This window comes from Streptomyces sp. NPDC058812, from assembly GCF_042744565.1.
GTDB classification, from domain to species: domain Bacteria; phylum Actinomycetota; class Actinomycetes; order Streptomycetales; family Streptomycetaceae; genus Streptomyces; species Streptomyces thinghirensis.
Window position 1 is genome coordinate 98,378 of the sequence record NZ_JBHYOB010000002.1, and the last position, 16,108, is coordinate 114,485.

Annotated in this window: 20 protein-coding genes; 12 read left to right on the forward strand and 8 right to left on the reverse strand. The window is 69.3% G+C overall.

All coding sequences use genetic code 11. From position 1 onward, the window contains the following. Window positions 1–52 precede the first annotated feature (52 nt). The 7 genes from ACFW48_RS04450 to cutA all read left to right on the forward strand — a co-directional run bounded on the left by ACFW48_RS04450 (window position 53) and on the right by cutA (window position 5,756). The gene (locus tag ACFW48_RS04450; protein ID WP_386310415.1) at window positions 53–994 is read left to right on the forward strand and encodes a hypothetical protein; all 942 of its coding nucleotides are present in this window, start codon (window positions 53–55) and stop codon (window positions 992–994) included. Between the two features lie 66 nt (window positions 995–1,060). Beyond that, window positions 1,061–1,975: a hypothetical protein gene (locus ACFW48_RS04455; protein WP_386310417.1), complete on the forward strand. Its 915-nt coding sequence runs from the start codon at window positions 1,061–1,063 to the stop codon at window positions 1,973–1,975. Beyond that, on the forward strand, window positions 1,975–3,000 hold the full coding sequence (locus ACFW48_RS04460; RefSeq protein WP_386310418.1) for a DUF955 domain-containing protein: 1,026 nt from the start codon (window positions 1,975–1,977) through the stop codon (window positions 2,998–3,000). Before ACFW48_RS04455 ends, ACFW48_RS04460 begins: the two co-directional genes overlap by 1 nt. 151 nt (window positions 3,001–3,151) lie before the next feature. Continuing rightward, window positions 3,152–4,156, forward strand: coding sequence for a hypothetical protein (locus tag ACFW48_RS04465; RefSeq protein ID WP_386310419.1), 1,005 nt, complete (start codon window positions 3,152–3,154; stop codon window positions 4,154–4,156). Further along, window positions 4,141–4,686, forward strand: coding sequence for a hypothetical protein (locus tag ACFW48_RS04470; RefSeq protein ID WP_382681695.1), 546 nt, complete (start codon window positions 4,141–4,143; stop codon window positions 4,684–4,686). The genes ACFW48_RS04465 and ACFW48_RS04470 overlap by 16 nt, the downstream gene beginning before the upstream one ends. After that, window positions 4,683–5,207 (forward strand): hypothetical protein, encoded by a 525-nt coding sequence (locus tag ACFW48_RS04475; protein ID WP_386310421.1) that lies wholly within the window; start codon window positions 4,683–4,685, stop codon window positions 5,205–5,207. Before ACFW48_RS04470 ends, ACFW48_RS04475 begins: the two co-directional genes overlap by 4 nt. A 222-nt stretch (window positions 5,208–5,429) precedes the next feature. After that, complete coding sequence (gene cutA / locus ACFW48_RS04480; RefSeq protein ID WP_386310422.1) at window positions 5,430–5,756, forward strand: divalent-cation tolerance protein CutA; 327 nt, start codon at window positions 5,430–5,432, stop codon at window positions 5,754–5,756. A 51-nt stretch (window positions 5,757–5,807) separates the two neighbouring features. Here the strand turns inward: cutA and ACFW48_RS04485 are convergent, their stop codons facing one another. After that, a complete protein-coding gene (locus ACFW48_RS04485; RefSeq protein ID WP_386310424.1) occupies window positions 5,808–7,055 on the reverse strand; it encodes a helix-turn-helix domain-containing protein in 1,248 nt (415 codons plus the stop codon). A gap of 248 nt (window positions 7,056–7,303) precedes the next feature. Here ACFW48_RS04485 and ACFW48_RS04490 point away from each other — a divergent pair, with 248 nt between their 5' ends. The 3 genes from ACFW48_RS04490 to ACFW48_RS04500 all read left to right on the forward strand — a co-directional run bounded on the left by ACFW48_RS04490 (window position 7,304) and on the right by ACFW48_RS04500 (window position 8,608). After that, window positions 7,304–7,705 (forward strand): ATP-binding protein, encoded by a 402-nt coding sequence (locus ACFW48_RS04490; RefSeq protein ID WP_386311101.1) that lies wholly within the window; start codon window positions 7,304–7,306, stop codon window positions 7,703–7,705. A gap of 134 nt (window positions 7,706–7,839) precedes the next feature. Then, window positions 7,840–8,271 carry a hypothetical protein gene (locus ACFW48_RS04495; RefSeq protein ID WP_224354190.1) on the forward strand — a complete coding sequence of 144 codons (432 nt, stop codon included), beginning with the start codon at window positions 7,840–7,842 and terminating at the stop codon, window positions 8,269–8,271. A 130-nt stretch (window positions 8,272–8,401) separates the two neighbouring features. Further along, on the forward strand, window positions 8,402–8,608 hold the full coding sequence (locus ACFW48_RS04500) for a hypothetical protein (RefSeq protein ID WP_386310425.1): 207 nt from the start codon (window positions 8,402–8,404) through the stop codon (window positions 8,606–8,608). Between the two features lie 51 nt (window positions 8,609–8,659). Here the strand turns inward: ACFW48_RS04500 and ACFW48_RS04505 are convergent, their stop codons facing one another. Further along, window positions 8,660–9,001 (reverse strand): MarR family transcriptional regulator, encoded by a 342-nt coding sequence (locus ACFW48_RS04505; RefSeq protein WP_386310427.1) that lies wholly within the window; start codon window positions 8,999–9,001, stop codon window positions 8,660–8,662. A 125-nt stretch (window positions 9,002–9,126) separates the two neighbouring features. Further along, the gene (locus ACFW48_RS04510) at window positions 9,127–9,474 is read right to left on the reverse strand and encodes a DUF317 domain-containing protein (RefSeq protein WP_359901214.1); all 348 of its coding nucleotides are present in this window, start codon (window positions 9,472–9,474) and stop codon (window positions 9,127–9,129) included. 218 nt (window positions 9,475–9,692) lie between these two features. Between ACFW48_RS04510 and ACFW48_RS04515 the strand changes: the two genes are divergently transcribed. Next, window positions 9,693–9,956, forward strand: a complete 264-nt coding sequence (locus ACFW48_RS04515) for a hypothetical protein (protein ID WP_386310428.1) — start codon at window positions 9,693–9,695, stop codon at window positions 9,954–9,956. Between the two features lie 4 nt (window positions 9,957–9,960). On the opposite strand, the gene ACFW48_RS04520 is transcribed toward ACFW48_RS04515, so the two are convergent. Continuing rightward, on the reverse strand, window positions 9,961–10,449 hold the full coding sequence (locus ACFW48_RS04520; protein ID WP_386310430.1) for a hypothetical protein: 489 nt from the start codon (window positions 10,447–10,449) through the stop codon (window positions 9,961–9,963). Between the two features lie 799 nt (window positions 10,450–11,248). Here ACFW48_RS04520 and ACFW48_RS04525 point away from each other — a divergent pair. Next, window positions 11,249–11,392: a hypothetical protein gene (locus ACFW48_RS04525; protein ID WP_386310431.1), complete on the forward strand. Its 144-nt coding sequence runs from the start codon at window positions 11,249–11,251 to the stop codon at window positions 11,390–11,392. A gap of 62 nt (window positions 11,393–11,454) precedes the next feature. Here the strand turns inward: ACFW48_RS04525 and ACFW48_RS04530 are convergent, their stop codons facing one another. From ACFW48_RS04530 to ACFW48_RS04545, 4 genes are all read right to left on the reverse strand, one after another. Further along, window positions 11,455–12,156 carry a methyltransferase gene (locus ACFW48_RS04530; RefSeq protein ID WP_386310432.1) on the reverse strand — a complete coding sequence of 234 codons (702 nt, stop codon included), beginning with the start codon at window positions 12,154–12,156 and terminating at the stop codon, window positions 11,455–11,457. Between the two features lie 81 nt (window positions 12,157–12,237). Beyond that, the gene (locus ACFW48_RS04535) at window positions 12,238–13,710 is read right to left on the reverse strand and encodes an AMP-binding protein (protein WP_386310434.1); all 1,473 of its coding nucleotides are present in this window, start codon (window positions 13,708–13,710) and stop codon (window positions 12,238–12,240) included. Then, entirely contained in the window at window positions 13,710–14,864 is a 1,155-nt protein-coding gene (locus ACFW48_RS04540; RefSeq protein ID WP_099965361.1) for an acyl-CoA dehydrogenase family protein, read from the reverse strand. The genes ACFW48_RS04535 and ACFW48_RS04540 overlap by 1 nt, the downstream gene beginning before the upstream one ends. Then, complete coding sequence (locus ACFW48_RS04545) at window positions 14,861–15,130, reverse strand: acyl carrier protein (RefSeq protein ID WP_386310435.1); 270 nt, start codon at window positions 15,128–15,130, stop codon at window positions 14,861–14,863. Before ACFW48_RS04545 ends, ACFW48_RS04540 begins: the two co-directional genes overlap by 4 nt. Between the last annotated feature and the right edge of the window lie 978 nt (window positions 15,131–16,108).

A 16,108-nucleotide genomic window follows, 5' to 3' on the forward strand; every position in this document is an offset into this window, starting at 1 on the left:
GGAAGAGGCCAGTGCGGACAGCGCAGTCCGCAGGGTGAGGCCGAGGTGGTCGATGGCGGGCGGGGCGCATGAGGAGCTGGCGCAGTACGGCCAGCTTGGTGATCTGGGTCTTGAGTTGCTCCGACGTGTGGGTCGTCAGGTGGCAAGATCCCAGGGATTCCCACCGCCCGAAGGTCATGCTGCGTGGACGGACGAGGCCGTCGACGGGCTCCTGTTCGAGATGATCAGCAGGAAGGGCGAGAACTTCCTCCTAGCCTGCTTCCTGAAGACGGTCGACGACGCTTCCCTGGAGAAGATGTTCTTCACGTCGATCAGGAATTTCCTGATCGACGAAGCCAAACGTACCGAGCGAGGGAAGCTGCGGCGGCGCTTCGCCGCGCGCCTTGGCGCGGACAGCCGGTTTCGCGCGGTGGCTGGTACGTCGCCCCGATGGGCCCTGGCCTCTCACCCACCCGGCGCCGTCTGGCAAGGCGATCTTGATGAACTGGTCAAAGCCGCCTGGGAAGTGCGTGGAGTATGGATCACTGCCTGGAACCACTCCGGGCCGACGCCCAGGGAAACCGTGCGCGCCCTGATGGCCGTACTCACCGGAGTGCTGGAGGCAGCAGGTGGAGCGGTCCGGGAAGAAGAACTGGCCAAGGTTCTTGAAGCCCGCTTCGAGCTGCTCGCTCCTGCCGAGTACACGACGCTGTACGCGGATGATGGCGCGCTCATCGACTCTGCCACCGGTCAGAAGCACGGGACCGTTCCCGTGGAGGCCGAGACCATAGCCGGGGAAATCTGGGCGGACATGTCCCCGCAGGAGCGGAAACTGCTGTCGTTCCTGGAGGACGATCCGGCGGAAGTCTCCGCCCTGCTTGGACTCGGGCGCCGACAGACGTCCGCGATCATGGATGCGCTGAGTGAGAAGCTCATGCTGGCTCTGACCGCTGCGGGTAGTGATCCCCGAGAGGTAGCCGCAGCGTTGCTGCGCCGCAGCAGTGAACCCCCCTGACGTTCGGCGAGTGACGTCGTTTGTCCATAGTGGGAACAGACCGCCGAGAGGAATGGGGGCCGCCCGATGATCCAGGCATCGAGCAGCGCATATGAGCGGCTTCGCGCTGCAGCCGCCCAGCTGCATGTTCCCGATGCGGTCCGAACCGCGGCGGCGGCAGCGCCGGGTGATCCCCGACCGGGCCAGATCTGGCGCGCTGTGTGGGACGGCGTTGTCGAGGTTGTGGCTATCGCGGCGGTCGATGACACCACGGTGCACGCCTTGCCCGTCTCCCTGGAGACGCGCTTCAACGACCCCGACACGGTGCTGCTGCCCGCCGAGGCTTCCACCTTGGAGCAGCCGCTTGCCCTGTGGTGCGGTCTGGGCAGGCGTCTTCCGTGGTATGTCCTGGACCGGCAGGTCAGTGAGCTGTCCGTTCCCTTGGAAGCCGACGGCTCACCCGCCCCGGATGCCTCTGGGTACCGCTATGGCAGCCCCCTTCCCAGCCCCGCATCACAGGCGGCCGAGTTCCGCTCCACCCTCGCCGACACCATGGACGTGCTGGCGACGGCGCGCTGGGCGCCTTCGGGCAGCGGCGGTCTGCCTGCCCTGCTGAAGCAGTGCGGCCTGGGCCCCACCGAACTGATCCATCGCTTGAGCATCAGGCCACCGCGCGCCCTCGCGCTGCTGCGCGCGCAGACACCTCTCACCCCGCCCGAAGCTCACCTCCTCGCACCGACTCTGGGCATGTCTGCGGACGCGATCCTGGCTGCCAATCCGCCTTTGCCCGACCGTTTGGTGCACGAGCTGAGTCGCCCCGCCCGCCGCCAACAGATCCGTCGGCTCGCCCACCTCACCGGAACCGCTGAACAGGAAGCCCGCCGACAGGCACTCTTTGCCACGCTCACACTGGCAGCGCGTCAGGAGCGCCCTGCGGAAGTGGACTGGCCTGCTCGGGTAGACCGCTATTTCCACGTGCACCTGGGCCCGGAGAGCGAGTGATGGACTACCTGCGCCGCGCCGCGGCCCGTACCCAGGCCAAGGCCATGCTCACCGTCCTGCAGCGCGACCACCCCGGCGCTGCCCAGCGGCTGGGCGACGGCGCCCTTGACGAGTTGCGGCAGTGGCCCGGCCTTCAGGTCAGGGACGTACCCGACGATCGCTCTGGCGGCGGCTGCAGTGTCTCCGGTGCCTATTTCGCCGGTACTCCCGCCGTCCTCGCCGTCGCCACCTCTGCCAGCCTGGCCCGCCGCGAGTTCACCGGTCTCCATGAGCTGGGCCACCACCTGCAGCAGACCGTGGTGGAGCTGATGGACGTCCTGCTTGCCGAGCCCGACGGTGGCGCCGTCCTGGAGGATGCTGCCTGCGATGCCTTCGCCGCCGACATCCTCCTGCCCGACACACTCACCGATCGCCATATCACTGCCGCCGGCCCCACGGCGGACGCCGCAGTCGCACTGTGGCGGGTGAGCAATGCCTCCCGTATGGCGGCGTGCGTGAAAGCCAGCGAACGCCTCCCAGCTCCCGGTCACATCCTGCTCCTCGATCGCGACGGCATCCTCGCCTTCGGTGCCTCCCACGGCCTGCCCCCACTGCGGCGCGGCAGCGACCAGAGCCAGGTCCCGGTCCTGCGCACGGCCCTGTCGGGCCAGGGACACGCCGAGGGACGTGGCCGGCTTGCCTACCGTGACGGCGCCGTCGCCGGTGAGGAGCTGTACCTGCAGACCGCGGCCATGGACGGCTACGTCCTCGCCGTCGCCGTCACCGAACTCGCGCCCTGGAGGACCTTCGCGCCCTCCGTTCGATACAACGGCCCCGAGGCCGCCAGCTATACCTGCGCACACTGCGGGGAGGACTTCACCTCCTTCGCCCGCGCCTGCGCCCGCTGCGAGTCCGCCCCGTGCCCCGACTGCGATCGCTGCGGCTGCGACCGCAAGGTGTTCGAGCGCCAGTGCACGGCCTGCTTCGTCGTCCATCCGGCGGCCATGTTCGACGGCGCCAGCAGCCGCTGCCGCGACTGCGACTGAACTCTTGTCACACCCGTCGCGCTACCGCCGAGTTACGTCGTCTGTCCCCAGTGAAGGCACCCACCCCGGGCGCCCCACCACGTACGGGACCCCGGAGCCGGCACCGGGCACCACGATCTACCCGGTCGGCAGGAACGAGCGCGACAGCACGATGAACGACAGCACCAAGGGCGCCTTCGATGCCTTCGACGAGGAGCTCAACCTCGATGGCCGCGAGCGCAAAAGCGCCCAAAAGCGGCACAACGAGATCACCGAACACCTGGTGAACGCCGGCCTGGCCATCGCCACCTTCCTGCAGGGCAGCTTCGCCCGCAAGACGATGCTCAAGCCGCTCAAGGACGTCGACATGGTCATCCGGATGCACCCGCGCCTGGAGAAGACCCTGCGTCAGCCCGGCGGCCCCGCCCAGGCGATGAGCCTCATCCGCGAGGTCATCGCCGAGAAGTACCCCGACGCCCTCTTCGACGTGGATGACGCCCCTGCCCACGCCCTCCAGGTCACCTTCGCCGAGCTGGACTTCACCTTCGACCTGGTCCCCGCGCTCGACGTTGAAGACAGCGAGATCGTCTACATCGCTGACAGGGAGAACGACACCTGGGAGTGGTCCAACACCCGGACGCTCAACCGGATCATCAGCACCCGCAACCAGGCCACCGGCGGACGGTTCGTCCACCAGGTCCGCATGCTGAAGTCGTTCAAGAAGGGCAACCCCGTCCTCGACGACACCTGCGGGCTGCTGTGGGAGGCCTTCGCCTACGCGGCCGTCACCGGCCCGCTTGAGCACTCCCAGGCCCTCGCCACCACCCTGGCTCACGCCGCCCAGGCGGTCACCCACCCGGTGCTCGACCCGACCGGTGTTGACGATCTCACCGCCGGGTGGACGATCGACGAGCGCGATACGTACGCCACCACGCTGGCCGCCACCGCCCGACGGGCGGCCGAGGCGCGACGTCTGGAAGAGGACGGACAGCACGCTGCGGCCATCGAGATCTGGCACACCTTGATCGGAGACCCGTTCCCACAGGCCAAGTCCCAGAACGCTACCGACGCGCTGCGCGCACTGGCTGCCGGCAGCATCACCTCCACCGGACGCGCCGTCGTCTCCCCGCACGGGCAGCAGCCCGCGCGACCGGCCCGGTCATGGCGTACCCGCTGAAGGCGGTGCTCGCCGACCCAGGCGCAGCCGCCGACCACCTGCTCCACGCCGATACCGTATACGGCGTGGAGCAGGCGGCTGGCCGCGTCGGTCCGGGCGGAGCCGCGCTCCTCGAACTCACCTTGCGCCCGCTGCCCGCCCTGGAACGCGAGAACTACCCCACCGAACGTGTCCGCCTCGTCATCCGACCCGACTACACCGTGCACGCCTTCCCGCTCGACTCGGCCGACCGTGCCTTCAAGCATCGCAACCCGCCGCCGCTGAGGGACTTGTGCCTGCAGTACCCCAGCGATGACGCGGCCCTGCGCTGGATCCCCGAGGACGGCCTGGAAGCGCTGATCACTCTCGTTCACCGACATCTGCTTTACGAAGAGGCTTGGCGCCGCTCCGGCACCTGGCCGGCAGAAGACGCACCACATGGCCAACCCGCCCACGGCACCCACCCGCTGCGTACCGCCGAGACACAACAGGAGGCTCGCCGATGGGCCCGGCACCCTTCACCGCACCAGAAACGGCATCCACATCTGTGATCACGATCCTCGCGCTCGTCCTAGGCTCCTCCGTCGTCGCGGGAGCCCTCGGACACATCCTCACCGGCCTGCGCGCTGGAGCGACCGTCCGCCGAGACCGCTACGCCGCCGCGGTGAAGGTTCTGGTCGCACGTATCGAGTACCCCTACCGGATACGCCGCCGCACCAGCGACGATCCCGAGGTCCTGAGCTCGCTCGCAATCACCGGACACGACCTCCAGGAGACCCTCGCAGAGAGCCGCGCCTGGATCGCGACGGAGAGCACGGTACTCAGTGAGGTATTCGACAACTGCCTCACCAACCTCGACGCTGCCTTCAAGCAGGCCTGTAGCGATGCCTGGAACGCCACACCTGTCACCGCCGCCGCCGAGATGAACCTGGGTGGCTTCGGGGTGGGGAACCAGCAGCACATCGTGACCACGATGGAGCGCGCCCTTGGCTACCGCTTCGGGCTCCGACGCCTGATCCCTGCGTTCGTACTTCGGCGCCTTTTCAGGCGACTTCAGCTACTCCGGGCCTGATGCGCGATCCGGTTCCCTACGGCTCGCTGGTTTCGCACGAGCGCTGATGAAGGATGACTGGCTTGCGTTCCCGTAAGCGATCGATCCCGACACATTGAACAACTGATCGTCCGAGCGGTCTGCCGGGCAACGAATCGCCAAGCCCTGCCGGTAACTACCTCCCGCCCGCCTTCATCGGACTAGTGGATAGGGTCGCGGTACCCGAGCTGGAGAGGTAGCCGCATGGACCCCGAGATCGTGATCGCGCAGACGACCAGTGACGACGAGGAGCAGGCGAAGTCCCTCGCCAGAGGCGCTGTTGAGAGCAAACTGGCGGCGGGCGTCCACATCGATGCGCCCATCACCGCCTTCTACTGGTGGCAGGGGAAGGTCGAGGCGGCTCAGGAGTGGCGGATCTCCTACATGACGTCGTCGGATCGTCTCCCCGCGCTGGAGGCATGGCTGCACGAGAGGCACCCGTACGACGTCCCCCAGTGGGTCACGCTGCCTGTGACCGGAGGGTCGGAGGCGTACCTGTCCTGGGTCGTCGACGAGACGCGCCCGGGGTAAAGGTCTCCACTACAACGCCTTGCTCTCGCCGAGCCCGTGCGCTTCGACGCTTCACAGCGTCGCGAACGTCAGCAGGTGGCTGGCCAGGTCATGCTCAGTGTCGGGGAGCCCGGCGGCGATGGCCTGAGCCCGCTGCCGGCCCATGGTGTTGGGCTTCGACTCCGCCGCTGCGGCGAACTGGTGCGCTACGTAGGCCCCACGGTCTATGTCGCCGCCGCGTAGAAGGGCGGACGCCAGGTCACCCAGGACGACCACGCCGGACTCGGGTAGTTCGCCGCCGAGGCGCTCGACTGCGGAGTCGGCCGTGGCGGTCAGCTCCTGACGCTTGAGTTCGCCGTAGACCGAGAGGGTTAACGAGTCCATGCGGTATGGCGTCACGAAGCGGACCCACGCCTGCTCGCTCATATGGTCGGCGAAGTCATAAGCAAACTTGGCCTGGTCGAGAGCACGAAGGGCGCCAGCGTCATCGCCTGACTGGGCGGCTTCCTCCGCGTACCGGCCCAGAGCCCACGCTGCGGCGGTTGCGTTGCCACGTCCGCGTACGTCCTGAGCTGCCTGCGAAAGCATCTCCAGCGCCTTCGCTGGGCTGGGGGCACCGTAGCTCGCGTAGCCCAGAGCGAGAGCGCGCAGCGGAGGGTGTCCAGCCCTTTTCGCGCACTCCGAGGTCACTCCGTAATAGGAAGTGGCCTTGTCCTGCTCGCCGAGGTCCCAGGCGACCCACCCAGCAAGAGCGGCAGTCTCCCCGGCCGCGATGATCAGGGCTCGCTCATGGGCTCCGGCGCGGGGAAGGGCTGCGGTGATCGCGTCCAAGTGCGCCTCGACGCGGGACTGCAGGCTGAGCGCACTCTCGTTCAGCTCGTCCACGTGCAACGTGGCCGCATGATCAATAAGCACCCCCGCGGACTCAGGGTCGATCTTGGAACCTTTGCTGAGTGCGTAGGCCAGCCGGCCCCACGGCTCGGCAGCCGCAGCCGCACCGACGACTGCGCCTCCCAGCAGCGTTCGGCGTTTCACGTCGTCCAGGTCCTCCGCCTCGGCCTTGTTCTTCTCTCGCCGCCTGGCGCGGGCGGCTTTCGCCTCGCGCAGCAGCGGCTCCAGCGGGACGCCACAGGCCAAAGCGATGTTCCCCAGGGTGTGGCCCGTCGGAACGTTCGCACCGTTCTCGTACCGGTTCACCTCCCGGCGGGTCACCGTTGCCCGGCCGGAGGCGGCGTTGATCGCACCGGCCTGCTCGTCCTGCGTCCGATTCGCGTTACGCCGCAGGTGACGGAGCAACTCGGCAAATGGGTCCACCGCCATGAGTCTGACCCCTATCCGTGGGAGAAAGCCAATACTCCCCTCAACTCCCCCCTGGTTTTCCCCCCTTGACAAAGATTTCCCCCCTCCGGTTTCCCCTGTCCCGGATCGCGCAGCCACGGTGCGATGTGCTCATGACCACGCACCGGACAGCAACGCCGCCCCGACCTCGGGGCGACGACGGTGGCGCCCACGCCGTCGGCGCCTCGACCGCTCGGTGTCCGTTGGCCTCTCACGTCTTCGAGATGGCCATGGAGCCGGTAGATGTGCACGTCGCTCAAGCGCGACGAACGACGGCCACCGTGTTGAAGCACTGGTCGTTGCCGGAGACGCCGGCAGAGGACGCCCGGCTCGTCGTCTCGGAGTTGGTGTCCAACGCGATCATTCACGGTTCCGGGGAGGTCCGACTGCGACTGCGACACGACGAGCACGAGCTTCGAATCCGAGTCACCGACGACAGCACGGCACCGGCGAGGCGGCGACGTGCGAGTGCCGCCGGCCTCGGCGGTCGAGGGCTGCACCTCGTCGCCTGCTTGTCGCTTCGGTGGGGCGTCGCGGACGGCGGCCGGACGACGTACGCGGTCATCCCCACTCTCACGGAGGCACCCCCATGTCGCCGCACAACGCAGTCAAGCACGGAGCCGACGTGTTGAGCCTCGTCGCCTTTGATCGGGGGCGAGAGAAGCACACGGGCGGTGGGGCGCCGACCGCTGGCCGTGACCACCCCAGCTGGCCTCGCACCTCTGCCCAGGTGAAGCGCCGGTCCCGAGCTGGCCAACTCCGATGCTTGCGCCAGCACTTCTACCGTCAGACCGTCGGCGCGCAGGCCGATCAGCCGCTGCGCGTGCTGGCGTACAGCCTGGTACCGAGTCCGAGGGCCCGACCTGACGAGGACTGGGGGACGCTACAGGCTGAGGCCGACCAGCTCGGTTACGCGATCACCGCCCGGCTCCACGATGTGGCGGTCCCGGTGACCACGACGTACCTCCCGGCATCCAGTGCGAGCCAGGGCGTCTACACGCCGCCTTGGGATCGACCTGGTTGGCGGGAAGCCGAGCGACAGCTCCGAGAGGGCTTGGCCGACGGCGTGCTCGTCCTCGACCGGCACAACATCAGCTCCGATGACGACGAGTACCACGCCGTGATCAAACACCTGGGCGAGCACTGCCGGGCGTTTCTCCACCTCGTGATCTCCGAGGAGCCCGTCGCGCCGACTTGAAGGCGTCCGCTGCGCTGGATGGACAGGAAGGGCTGGGGCTGGCGGCAGATCAGCGCCCAGATCGCCCTGATCGTCACCGTGAGCGTCGTGCTCGTCTTCACCTTCAAATACACCTGACCGAGGGCTGACCATGACTTTCGAGGGACACATCGATCGTGCGCCGCGCCTCCTGCCGTACCGCGAGCAGGGCGAAGCGCTCCTCGCCATCAGGGAGGCCGCCCCTTCGGCACCCAGCGAAGAGGGGATCGACCTCTTCGCCGTGCCCGCTGGTGAGGTTCAGGGGCGTGGGGTGGCGGGGACATCGTCAGGGGGCGTCGAGGCGGAGCAGGTCGCGTAGGGCCTTCGGGCCCTTGGTGTGGTCTGCGAGATGCTGCCGACAGTGGAGCCACTAGGTCAGCCGGTAGCGAGGTGGGAGGGGAACCGCGCCTTCCTCCGAGACGACCAGGCCGTCGGCGTGCAGACGCTGCAGTGAGCTGGCTACCCGTTCCTGGTTCAGCACCGTGGCGGCGCTGATCTTGGAGAGGGGCGCGTCGGGGTTGCCGGACAGGTAGGCGACGACACGGGTGTCGCGGCGGCGGAGGTGGTCCTGGAAGATCCCGGCGGTGTACAGCAGCAGCACCCCGCAGCAGACCTGGGGGATGCCGCGCGAGGCCATGCCGGAACCCGTGATGGCGTCGTAGGCCGCGAACACGGCGGTGCCGGAGCCGACGACGTGGTTCGCGATTCTCACGAGGTCATCGGAGTAGATGGTCATTTCAATGCCTCTCGGTCAGGAAGAACAGGAGCGGTCGGTCCGCCGGGACGGGCGCGGTGAACGGGACGGGCCGTCGTCGGCCCGCCCCCGTAGTTCGGCGGTCAGCGCGAGGAGTGAGTGACGAGGGCGGCGAGGAATCCGGCGACGGCCTCGGAGGGGGTGTGGATGCCGAACTCCTGCACCCACACCTCGCCGTCGGCGGGCAGCACCTGGACGCGCCAGACGATCTCGCGCGCCCAGGCGGAGGGGTCTTCGGGGAGCCAGCCGACGTAGACGCCGCCGTCCGGGCTGGTCGCGTGGACGTTGGCCTCCGGGGTCTCGGCGATCGTCCAGCCGAGAGCGTCCAGGAGGTCGAGCACCGGAGCGGCGCAGTGGTCGGAGGAGAGCCAGTGGCGGTCTTCCACGGCGGGGCGGACGACGGCGGGCAGGAGGGTGGCAGAGGCGTTCACGGTTGGACGATCCATTCGTTGACCTGCGGGTTTCCCGACACCCGTACGTTGGCATGCAGCATGCCGAAGTGCGTAGTCGTTTCCCCGGGGATGCCGTCTGCCGTGGGCGAACTGGAGACCACAGCCGAGCGGTCGGCGGGACGGGAATGGATCGGCGACCGCGGTTGTCATACCTGGGTTGCGGTGAGGGACCGCACGTCGGTGAAGGGGAGCAGGGGATGGCCGAGGCGAGTAGACACTGGGACGGCGCCGGACTGGAACGCAAGATCCGCGCCGCCGGACGGGCCTGGACCGTGGGCGACATCGCGATGGTCGCCGACGGCCAGTGGGGAGTCGGCGCACAGCCCGACCGGTGGCCGGACGAGGAGACGGTGGAGCGCCGGGTCGCCGAAGGCCGGCGCGTGGAGCTGACGGTGGAGGAGCTAGCCCGCGCGGTGGGCCCCCGGGCCGAAGAGGGCCCCCGCGACGAGAATCGGAGCTAAGCCTTCAACGTCGGGGCCCCGTTGTGGGCGCTGACGGACCTACGACCGCCGCCGGAGAGGACGGTTCGGGCACGGCCCCCGGGGCGTGCCGCGTCTGCCCGGAGCGGGCGACAGCGGCCTGAGCCAGCCGAACCGCCGATGCCGCAACCTCGGGTCCGGCGGCCTCCCGAGCCTCCACCACGCGCCGGATCGCCTGGAGGTACGCACGGCTCTCCGCGTGGGCGACGCGGAGCTTGACCGCCGTTTCGGTGATCCGGTCGAGTTCGTAGAAGTCAGGCACGTACCCATGCCGCGACAGGGCGTGAAGGCGGTCCTGGTGAAAGGTTACCGCGCTGTCCGTGATGGCCAGGGCCGCGCGGGTGTGCATGGCGCAGCGCAGGAGCGGGTCCTCGCTGGGGCGGCGGACCCCTAGGACCTCAAGAGCTTCGATGGGCTGGCCCCAGGTGTTCTCGATCATGGCCGTGGCCTGGTCGAGCATGGTGGTGGTGGGCATGGTGGAACTCCTGTTGGGCGGGGACGGTCGCGAGTGGAGTGCGGCCTGGGGTGGGAGTCAGCGTCCGCGCCGGGGCGTCGGCGAGCTGGCCGGCAGCCGGGCAGAGGTCGCGGGCGCGGGGTGTCCCGTCCGTTTCTGCGCCGCCCCCGTGGAGCGGCTCTGCGCGGCCATCACCCGGAGGTCGGCTGCTGTGCGTGGTGCCCGCGCGGCACGGTGTACGGCCTGGGTCACCGCGGTGCGGCGTACGTCCAGCGGAGTCGGAGCGCGCGAAACCTGAGCCTCGGCGATCGGCGTGGCCGAAGCGACAGGGGTCATCGACCCGGCCGCGGTCGTGGACCGGGGTGAACCCGCGGCGGGTCACCGCCCGGGACAACCCGGCGGTCAGCCCGGTGTTGTCCGCGATCAGGCGCAGCACCGCCGACCCGGTGTGCGACCCCGTGCCCATCGACGTCGACCGTCAGATCTTTCGACCACGCGCTGTCGTGCACCTGAAAAGTGCTCCTCGTCCTGGGTGTCCTGCAGTCGCAGCAGACCGCATTACCCCAGCGCAGGGGCACTTTTCCTTGTTCCGGCACGCCACCTTCAAGATCACGGCGAATGGCGGAGGCAGGCACGGTCGTCCGGATGGGGGATCCGTCGAGTTCCGCTGCCGGCGGCCGAGGCGAGCCGGTGGGCTCGGGTCGCCCGGCGCCGCCGGCCCAGGACCCGTCGAGGCACCGTCGGGCGACGTCCGCGATCCGCGGATCGGCACCGGTGGCCGCGGCAGCGCTGAGCTCGTGGGCCCGAGGACCTCCGCGGCATGGCGACGGACCAGGCGCGAAGGGGAGATCAGCGCGGCGAACTCCATGTCGGCCAGCGCTCACCGACCGTCGTCGTCAGGCCGACCGCGGACCCGACGGCGGCCGACCGCGACGTCCCCGCCGCGCAGCTCCTCTCCGCGTGATCGCGCGCCGCGACCAGCACGATGGTCGCCGCCCCGCCGGCGCAGGTCGAGCACCGAGCACCCTAGGCGGGAGAGGTCTCCCGGATCTCCAGGAGGTAGTGCGGGTGACTTCCTTCATCGTCGGTGGCCAGGAGTTCCAGGCTCAGGCCGAGGCCCGCTGCCTTCTCCTTGATGAACTCGAGATCCCCGTTACCGCAGAACCCGATCAGGAGCCGACCTCCGGGTCGGAGATGGTTCCGGCCCAGTTCGAGGTACCGCAGGTGACTGGCGTAGCCGGGATCGAAGATGGCTCTCTCGTGGTGCGAGATGGCCGCATCCTCGTCGAGGATCTCCCCGGAATCCGGAAGGGCGCCGTTCGAGTTCCAGAAGATGAGATCGAACTGCGAGTCCGAGACCGCGTCGAACACATCGCTGTAGACGAACGTCGTCGCGTCCTCGACGCCGTGCCGACGAGCGTTCATCTGCGACGCGGCCAGTGCGTTGGGATTGATGTCGACGCCCGTGGCCTCCTGGCAGAGACCGTTCTTGACGGCGAGCACCGACAGCGCACCGGCGCCGCAGCCGACCTCCAGGAAGGAGTGGACCGGCGGAAGAGCGCTCAGCTGCCGCCGGAAGAACTCGCTCGATCGGACCAGGTGCATGGGATACACGCTGGGGAGCACGGTCCAGCCGAGGCCACCGAACTCGACCTCGGTCTCCTGGGTCACCTCCCACGAGCTGACGCCGAGCGCATCGTCGGGTACCGACTCGGCCGATGTGTTCATTGGAATCTCCTAGCGAGGTCGGAGCTACGGGTTGCAGCGAGCCGGGGACCTGGGAGCGGCCGCGATGCCTGGGGATCCGGTTCAGACCGCGAGCTCGGTGGCACGGTCCCGGTAGTAGCGGCGGTCGATCTTGCCGTTGGCGTTGAGCCGCGGCTCGTCGACGACGACCAGGTGCTTCGGACACATGTAGGGCGGCAGCACCTCCTCGATCAGGAGGAGCGGATCCCTGGCCGCCGGCGCCGGCGACACGAACGCGACGATCGTGTTCCTCCGCTGGACCGCGACCGCGGTGGCCACTCCGAGCAGGGCACGGATCGCCTGTTCCAGCTCGGCCGGCTCCACCCTGAAGCCGCCGACCTGTAGCTGATCGTCGCGTCGGCCGATGTAGGTGAGACCGTCGACGCCCGACCGGACCACGTCGCCGGTCCGGTACCAGCGACCGCCCGGCGCGTCCGTCTCCGTGAACGCTCCGTCGTCCTGGCCGGGGTCCACGTAGCCGCCGAACATCTGAGGTCCTCGCAGCAGGAGCTCACCGGCCTCAGCCGGACGGCCGTCGGCGTCGACGACAGCGATCTCGACGCCCTCGAAGGGGTGTCCGATGGGAACGGTGGGGCCGTCCAGCGGTGGGTCGGAGCGGAACTCGAACGCGGTGCAGAACATCGTCACCTCGGTCGGACCGTAGTTGTTGACGACGGCGGAGCCGGGTGCGGCCAGCGACCAGGCGGTGGCCGCGTCGACCGTCAGGGCCTCACCGCAGAACATGCTGATCCGCAGGCCGGGCAGGCAACCCGGGACCAGCGACCCGGCATCCCTCGCCAGGCCGATGGCCGACGGCACCGACGTCCACACGGTGATCCCGTAGCGGGCCGCGAACCGCGCCGGATCCCCCATGGCGAACACGGAGGCCGGCACGATCGCGCATCCCTGCGACCAGGCCAGGAACAGCGACGCCAGAGCGAGGTCGAAGGTCAGGTCGCAGGTCAGAGCCGACCGGTCCGGGGGACCCATCGGATAGCGGGCGACAGCGGCGTCGAGGAACGCGTCGACGTTGGCGTGGGAGATCGGCACGCCCTTCGGGCTCCCCGACGAACCGGACGTGAAGAGCACGTACGCGATCTCGGAAAATCGCCGGCCGAGTCCGGCGTCGCTGACCGGCACCGGTGCGTTGGGATCCGCCCACAGCACCGGAACCGGATGGGCGGCGAGGATCGCAGCGACCAGCTCCTGGTCGGCGGTCACATCGGCGATGAGCACGCCCACCCCGGTCGCGGCCATCGCGCCCGCACTGCGCACGGCCGGGAACGCCGGATTGACCGGCACGAACGCGGCATCGGCGTACAACGCCGCGAGCACGCCGATGCAGCCGGTCGCGCTGCGTCCTGCGAGCACGGCGACCGCAGCGGGACGGCTGCCGTCTCGGGAGCGCAGCCCTGCGGCCCAGTGCCGGGCGAGCGCGTCGACCTCGGCGAACGTCCACGAACGATGCGGTTCCACGATGGCGGGTTCGTCCCGGTGGTCGGCCAGCACAGCCAGGAACCGGTCCTCCAACCGCATCAGAACGACTTCCCCACGAGCATGAGCTGCCCGTTGTTGCCGTTGATCCGATCGTTGTTGACCATGAGAGCAGCGCCGTACGCATCGCGCAGGATCCGGGCCACGCTGTAGGGGCCGTCGCAGCGGTAGCCGGCGATGCCGCAGATCGACATGGCCGCTGCCGCGATCTCCACCACCAGCGTCGAGGCGGAGACCTTGAGGCTGTTGAACTCGACCACCGTCGACATGCGCGAGAGCTCGTGGGGGACGGCGGCGAGTTCCTTGAAGCGGCCGACCCCGGCGCCCACGAGTGCCCGCATCTGGTGCAGCCGAGCTGTCGCCTCGGCGAGCCGCACCGTGCCGAGCGGCACCACCTCCGGCTTCTTCCGGGCGGACGCCTGGACGAACAGCCGGGCCCTCTCGACGGCTTCCTCGGCCAGCCCCAGCCACGCCGCCGCCCAGAGGACGTGGGACACCGGCAACATCGTCTGGGCGCTGATGACGGCGTACGGGGTGGTCATGACGGCGTCCCCGTCGCCTTCGGCCAGCAGCGCGTAGCCGTGGCTGCACGTGCCGCGCATGCCGAGCACGTCCCAGACGACGTTCTGCTCCAGGGTGACGCCGTCCCGGTCGCAGAGGACCAGGACCTGGTCCTGCGGATCGCTGGCCGCGTCCCGCCGGGCGGTCACCAGGATGATGTCGGCGTGTCCACCGTACGAGATCACGGACGCCTGCTTCGCCAGCCGGAAGCGGGTGCCGACCCGCTCGACGAAGCAGGAACTCGTGCGCACGTCACCCCCGACGCTCGCCTCCGTCGTGGCCGACGCGACCAGCAGTTCCTCGGCGGCGATGCGCCGCAGAGCACGCTGGACCGCCTCGTCCTCAGAGTGCCGGACCAAGGACGCGATCTGGCTCTGGTGCATCGCGAAGATCAGGCCGGTGGATCCGCACTTCCGGGCGAGCGCAGTGGTCGTCCGCGCCACCGTGCCGATGCCCTGGTCGCCGCCGCCGAACCCGGCCGGGACACCCATGGACAGCAGGCGACCGCTCCGCAGCGCCTCCACCGCCTCGACCGGGAACCGCGACTCACGGTCGACCTGCTCCGCGTGCGCCGCGGCGACGTCCGCGACCGCGGTGACGGCCTCGGAGGTCGCCTGCGCCGCGACGGTGTTCATGACGCGACGTCCAGATCCGGGCGCAGGGCCGCGACGGCAGCGGCGATGGAGGCGGGGGTCTCGAAGGTCTCGGGAACCAGGAACCCGTCCGGGAGGTCCACCTGGAACTCTCGCTCCATCCGCATCGCCAGCCGGACCATGCCTAAGGAGTCCAGACCCAACCTCGAAAGAGGTTCGTGCTGACCGATGACCATGTCGTCCCCGATATGCGGCAGGTGCGCGCGGAGCAGTCGATCCAGGATTGATGCGATAGATTCGTTGGACAAGGACTACATCCCTCCCGTGGCCGCAGGACGCCGTCACCGATACTCGTCGAGGTGGCTGGCCGAAGAGCCACCAGCGGCTAATCGCGCAGATTCCCTGCCTTCCGGACCGCAGGCTACAGCATTACGGGTCTTCGGGAAATGGGGTGCACGCAGGCCCGGGCCAGCCCGGCGCGAGGGAACCGGGTCGGCGTGATGAGGCGCGCCACCAGTGACCGATGATGCAGGTTCGCACGCCGCGATCGACGCCGGCGGGAAGCCTCGTCGACGGGTCCACCCTCGATCTGTCGCACCGAGTCCGCTGTGATCCTGCCGTGCATCTATTGGCCTTCGCGGCCGTTCCGCTGATTGTGGGTGTTCGGAACCGCCCAGCTCGGCGCGGTCCTGGTCGACGCAGGCGGTGACGTGCCGTCGGTGGGCCCACCAGGACACGTCGACCCGCGGTGGGACGCAGCATCGGCGCGTCCGCGGCGCCCGGTCAAGTCCTGCCGGTCGCGCCGGCGGCCCGGACCGAGCTCCTGACCGGCGAGGGCGACGACGTGGAGGGCTCCGTCACCCCGGCCGTCCGTGCCGCCCGATCCGGCGCCCAGCACCAGCTCACCGGTGGTCGCGACCGCGATCCGGCGGAGCCTTCGGCCTCCTCGGCGCGCCGGCGAACACGCACCGGGATCCGCCGTCGATCTCCGCTCCCGCCGCGCCGCACCGCGTCCCGGTCCCCGGAACACGGCTCGACGGACGTCCGGGCGGCGGCGCCTGGCGACGCCCCGCTCTCGTCCGGCCCGTGCATCCTCGCCCCTACCGGGAAACCGCTCTCCACGCATCGTTCCCCGGCCCACTGTCGAGCATCGACGCGGTGATCGACGGCTCTTCGCGCAGCCCGAGAACGGGTGGGCGACGGAATGGGACGGCCTGTCACGAACGCACCCGAGCGACATTGCGCGACGCCCGAGACCTTGACATCACGATAATGCTTTTGATTTC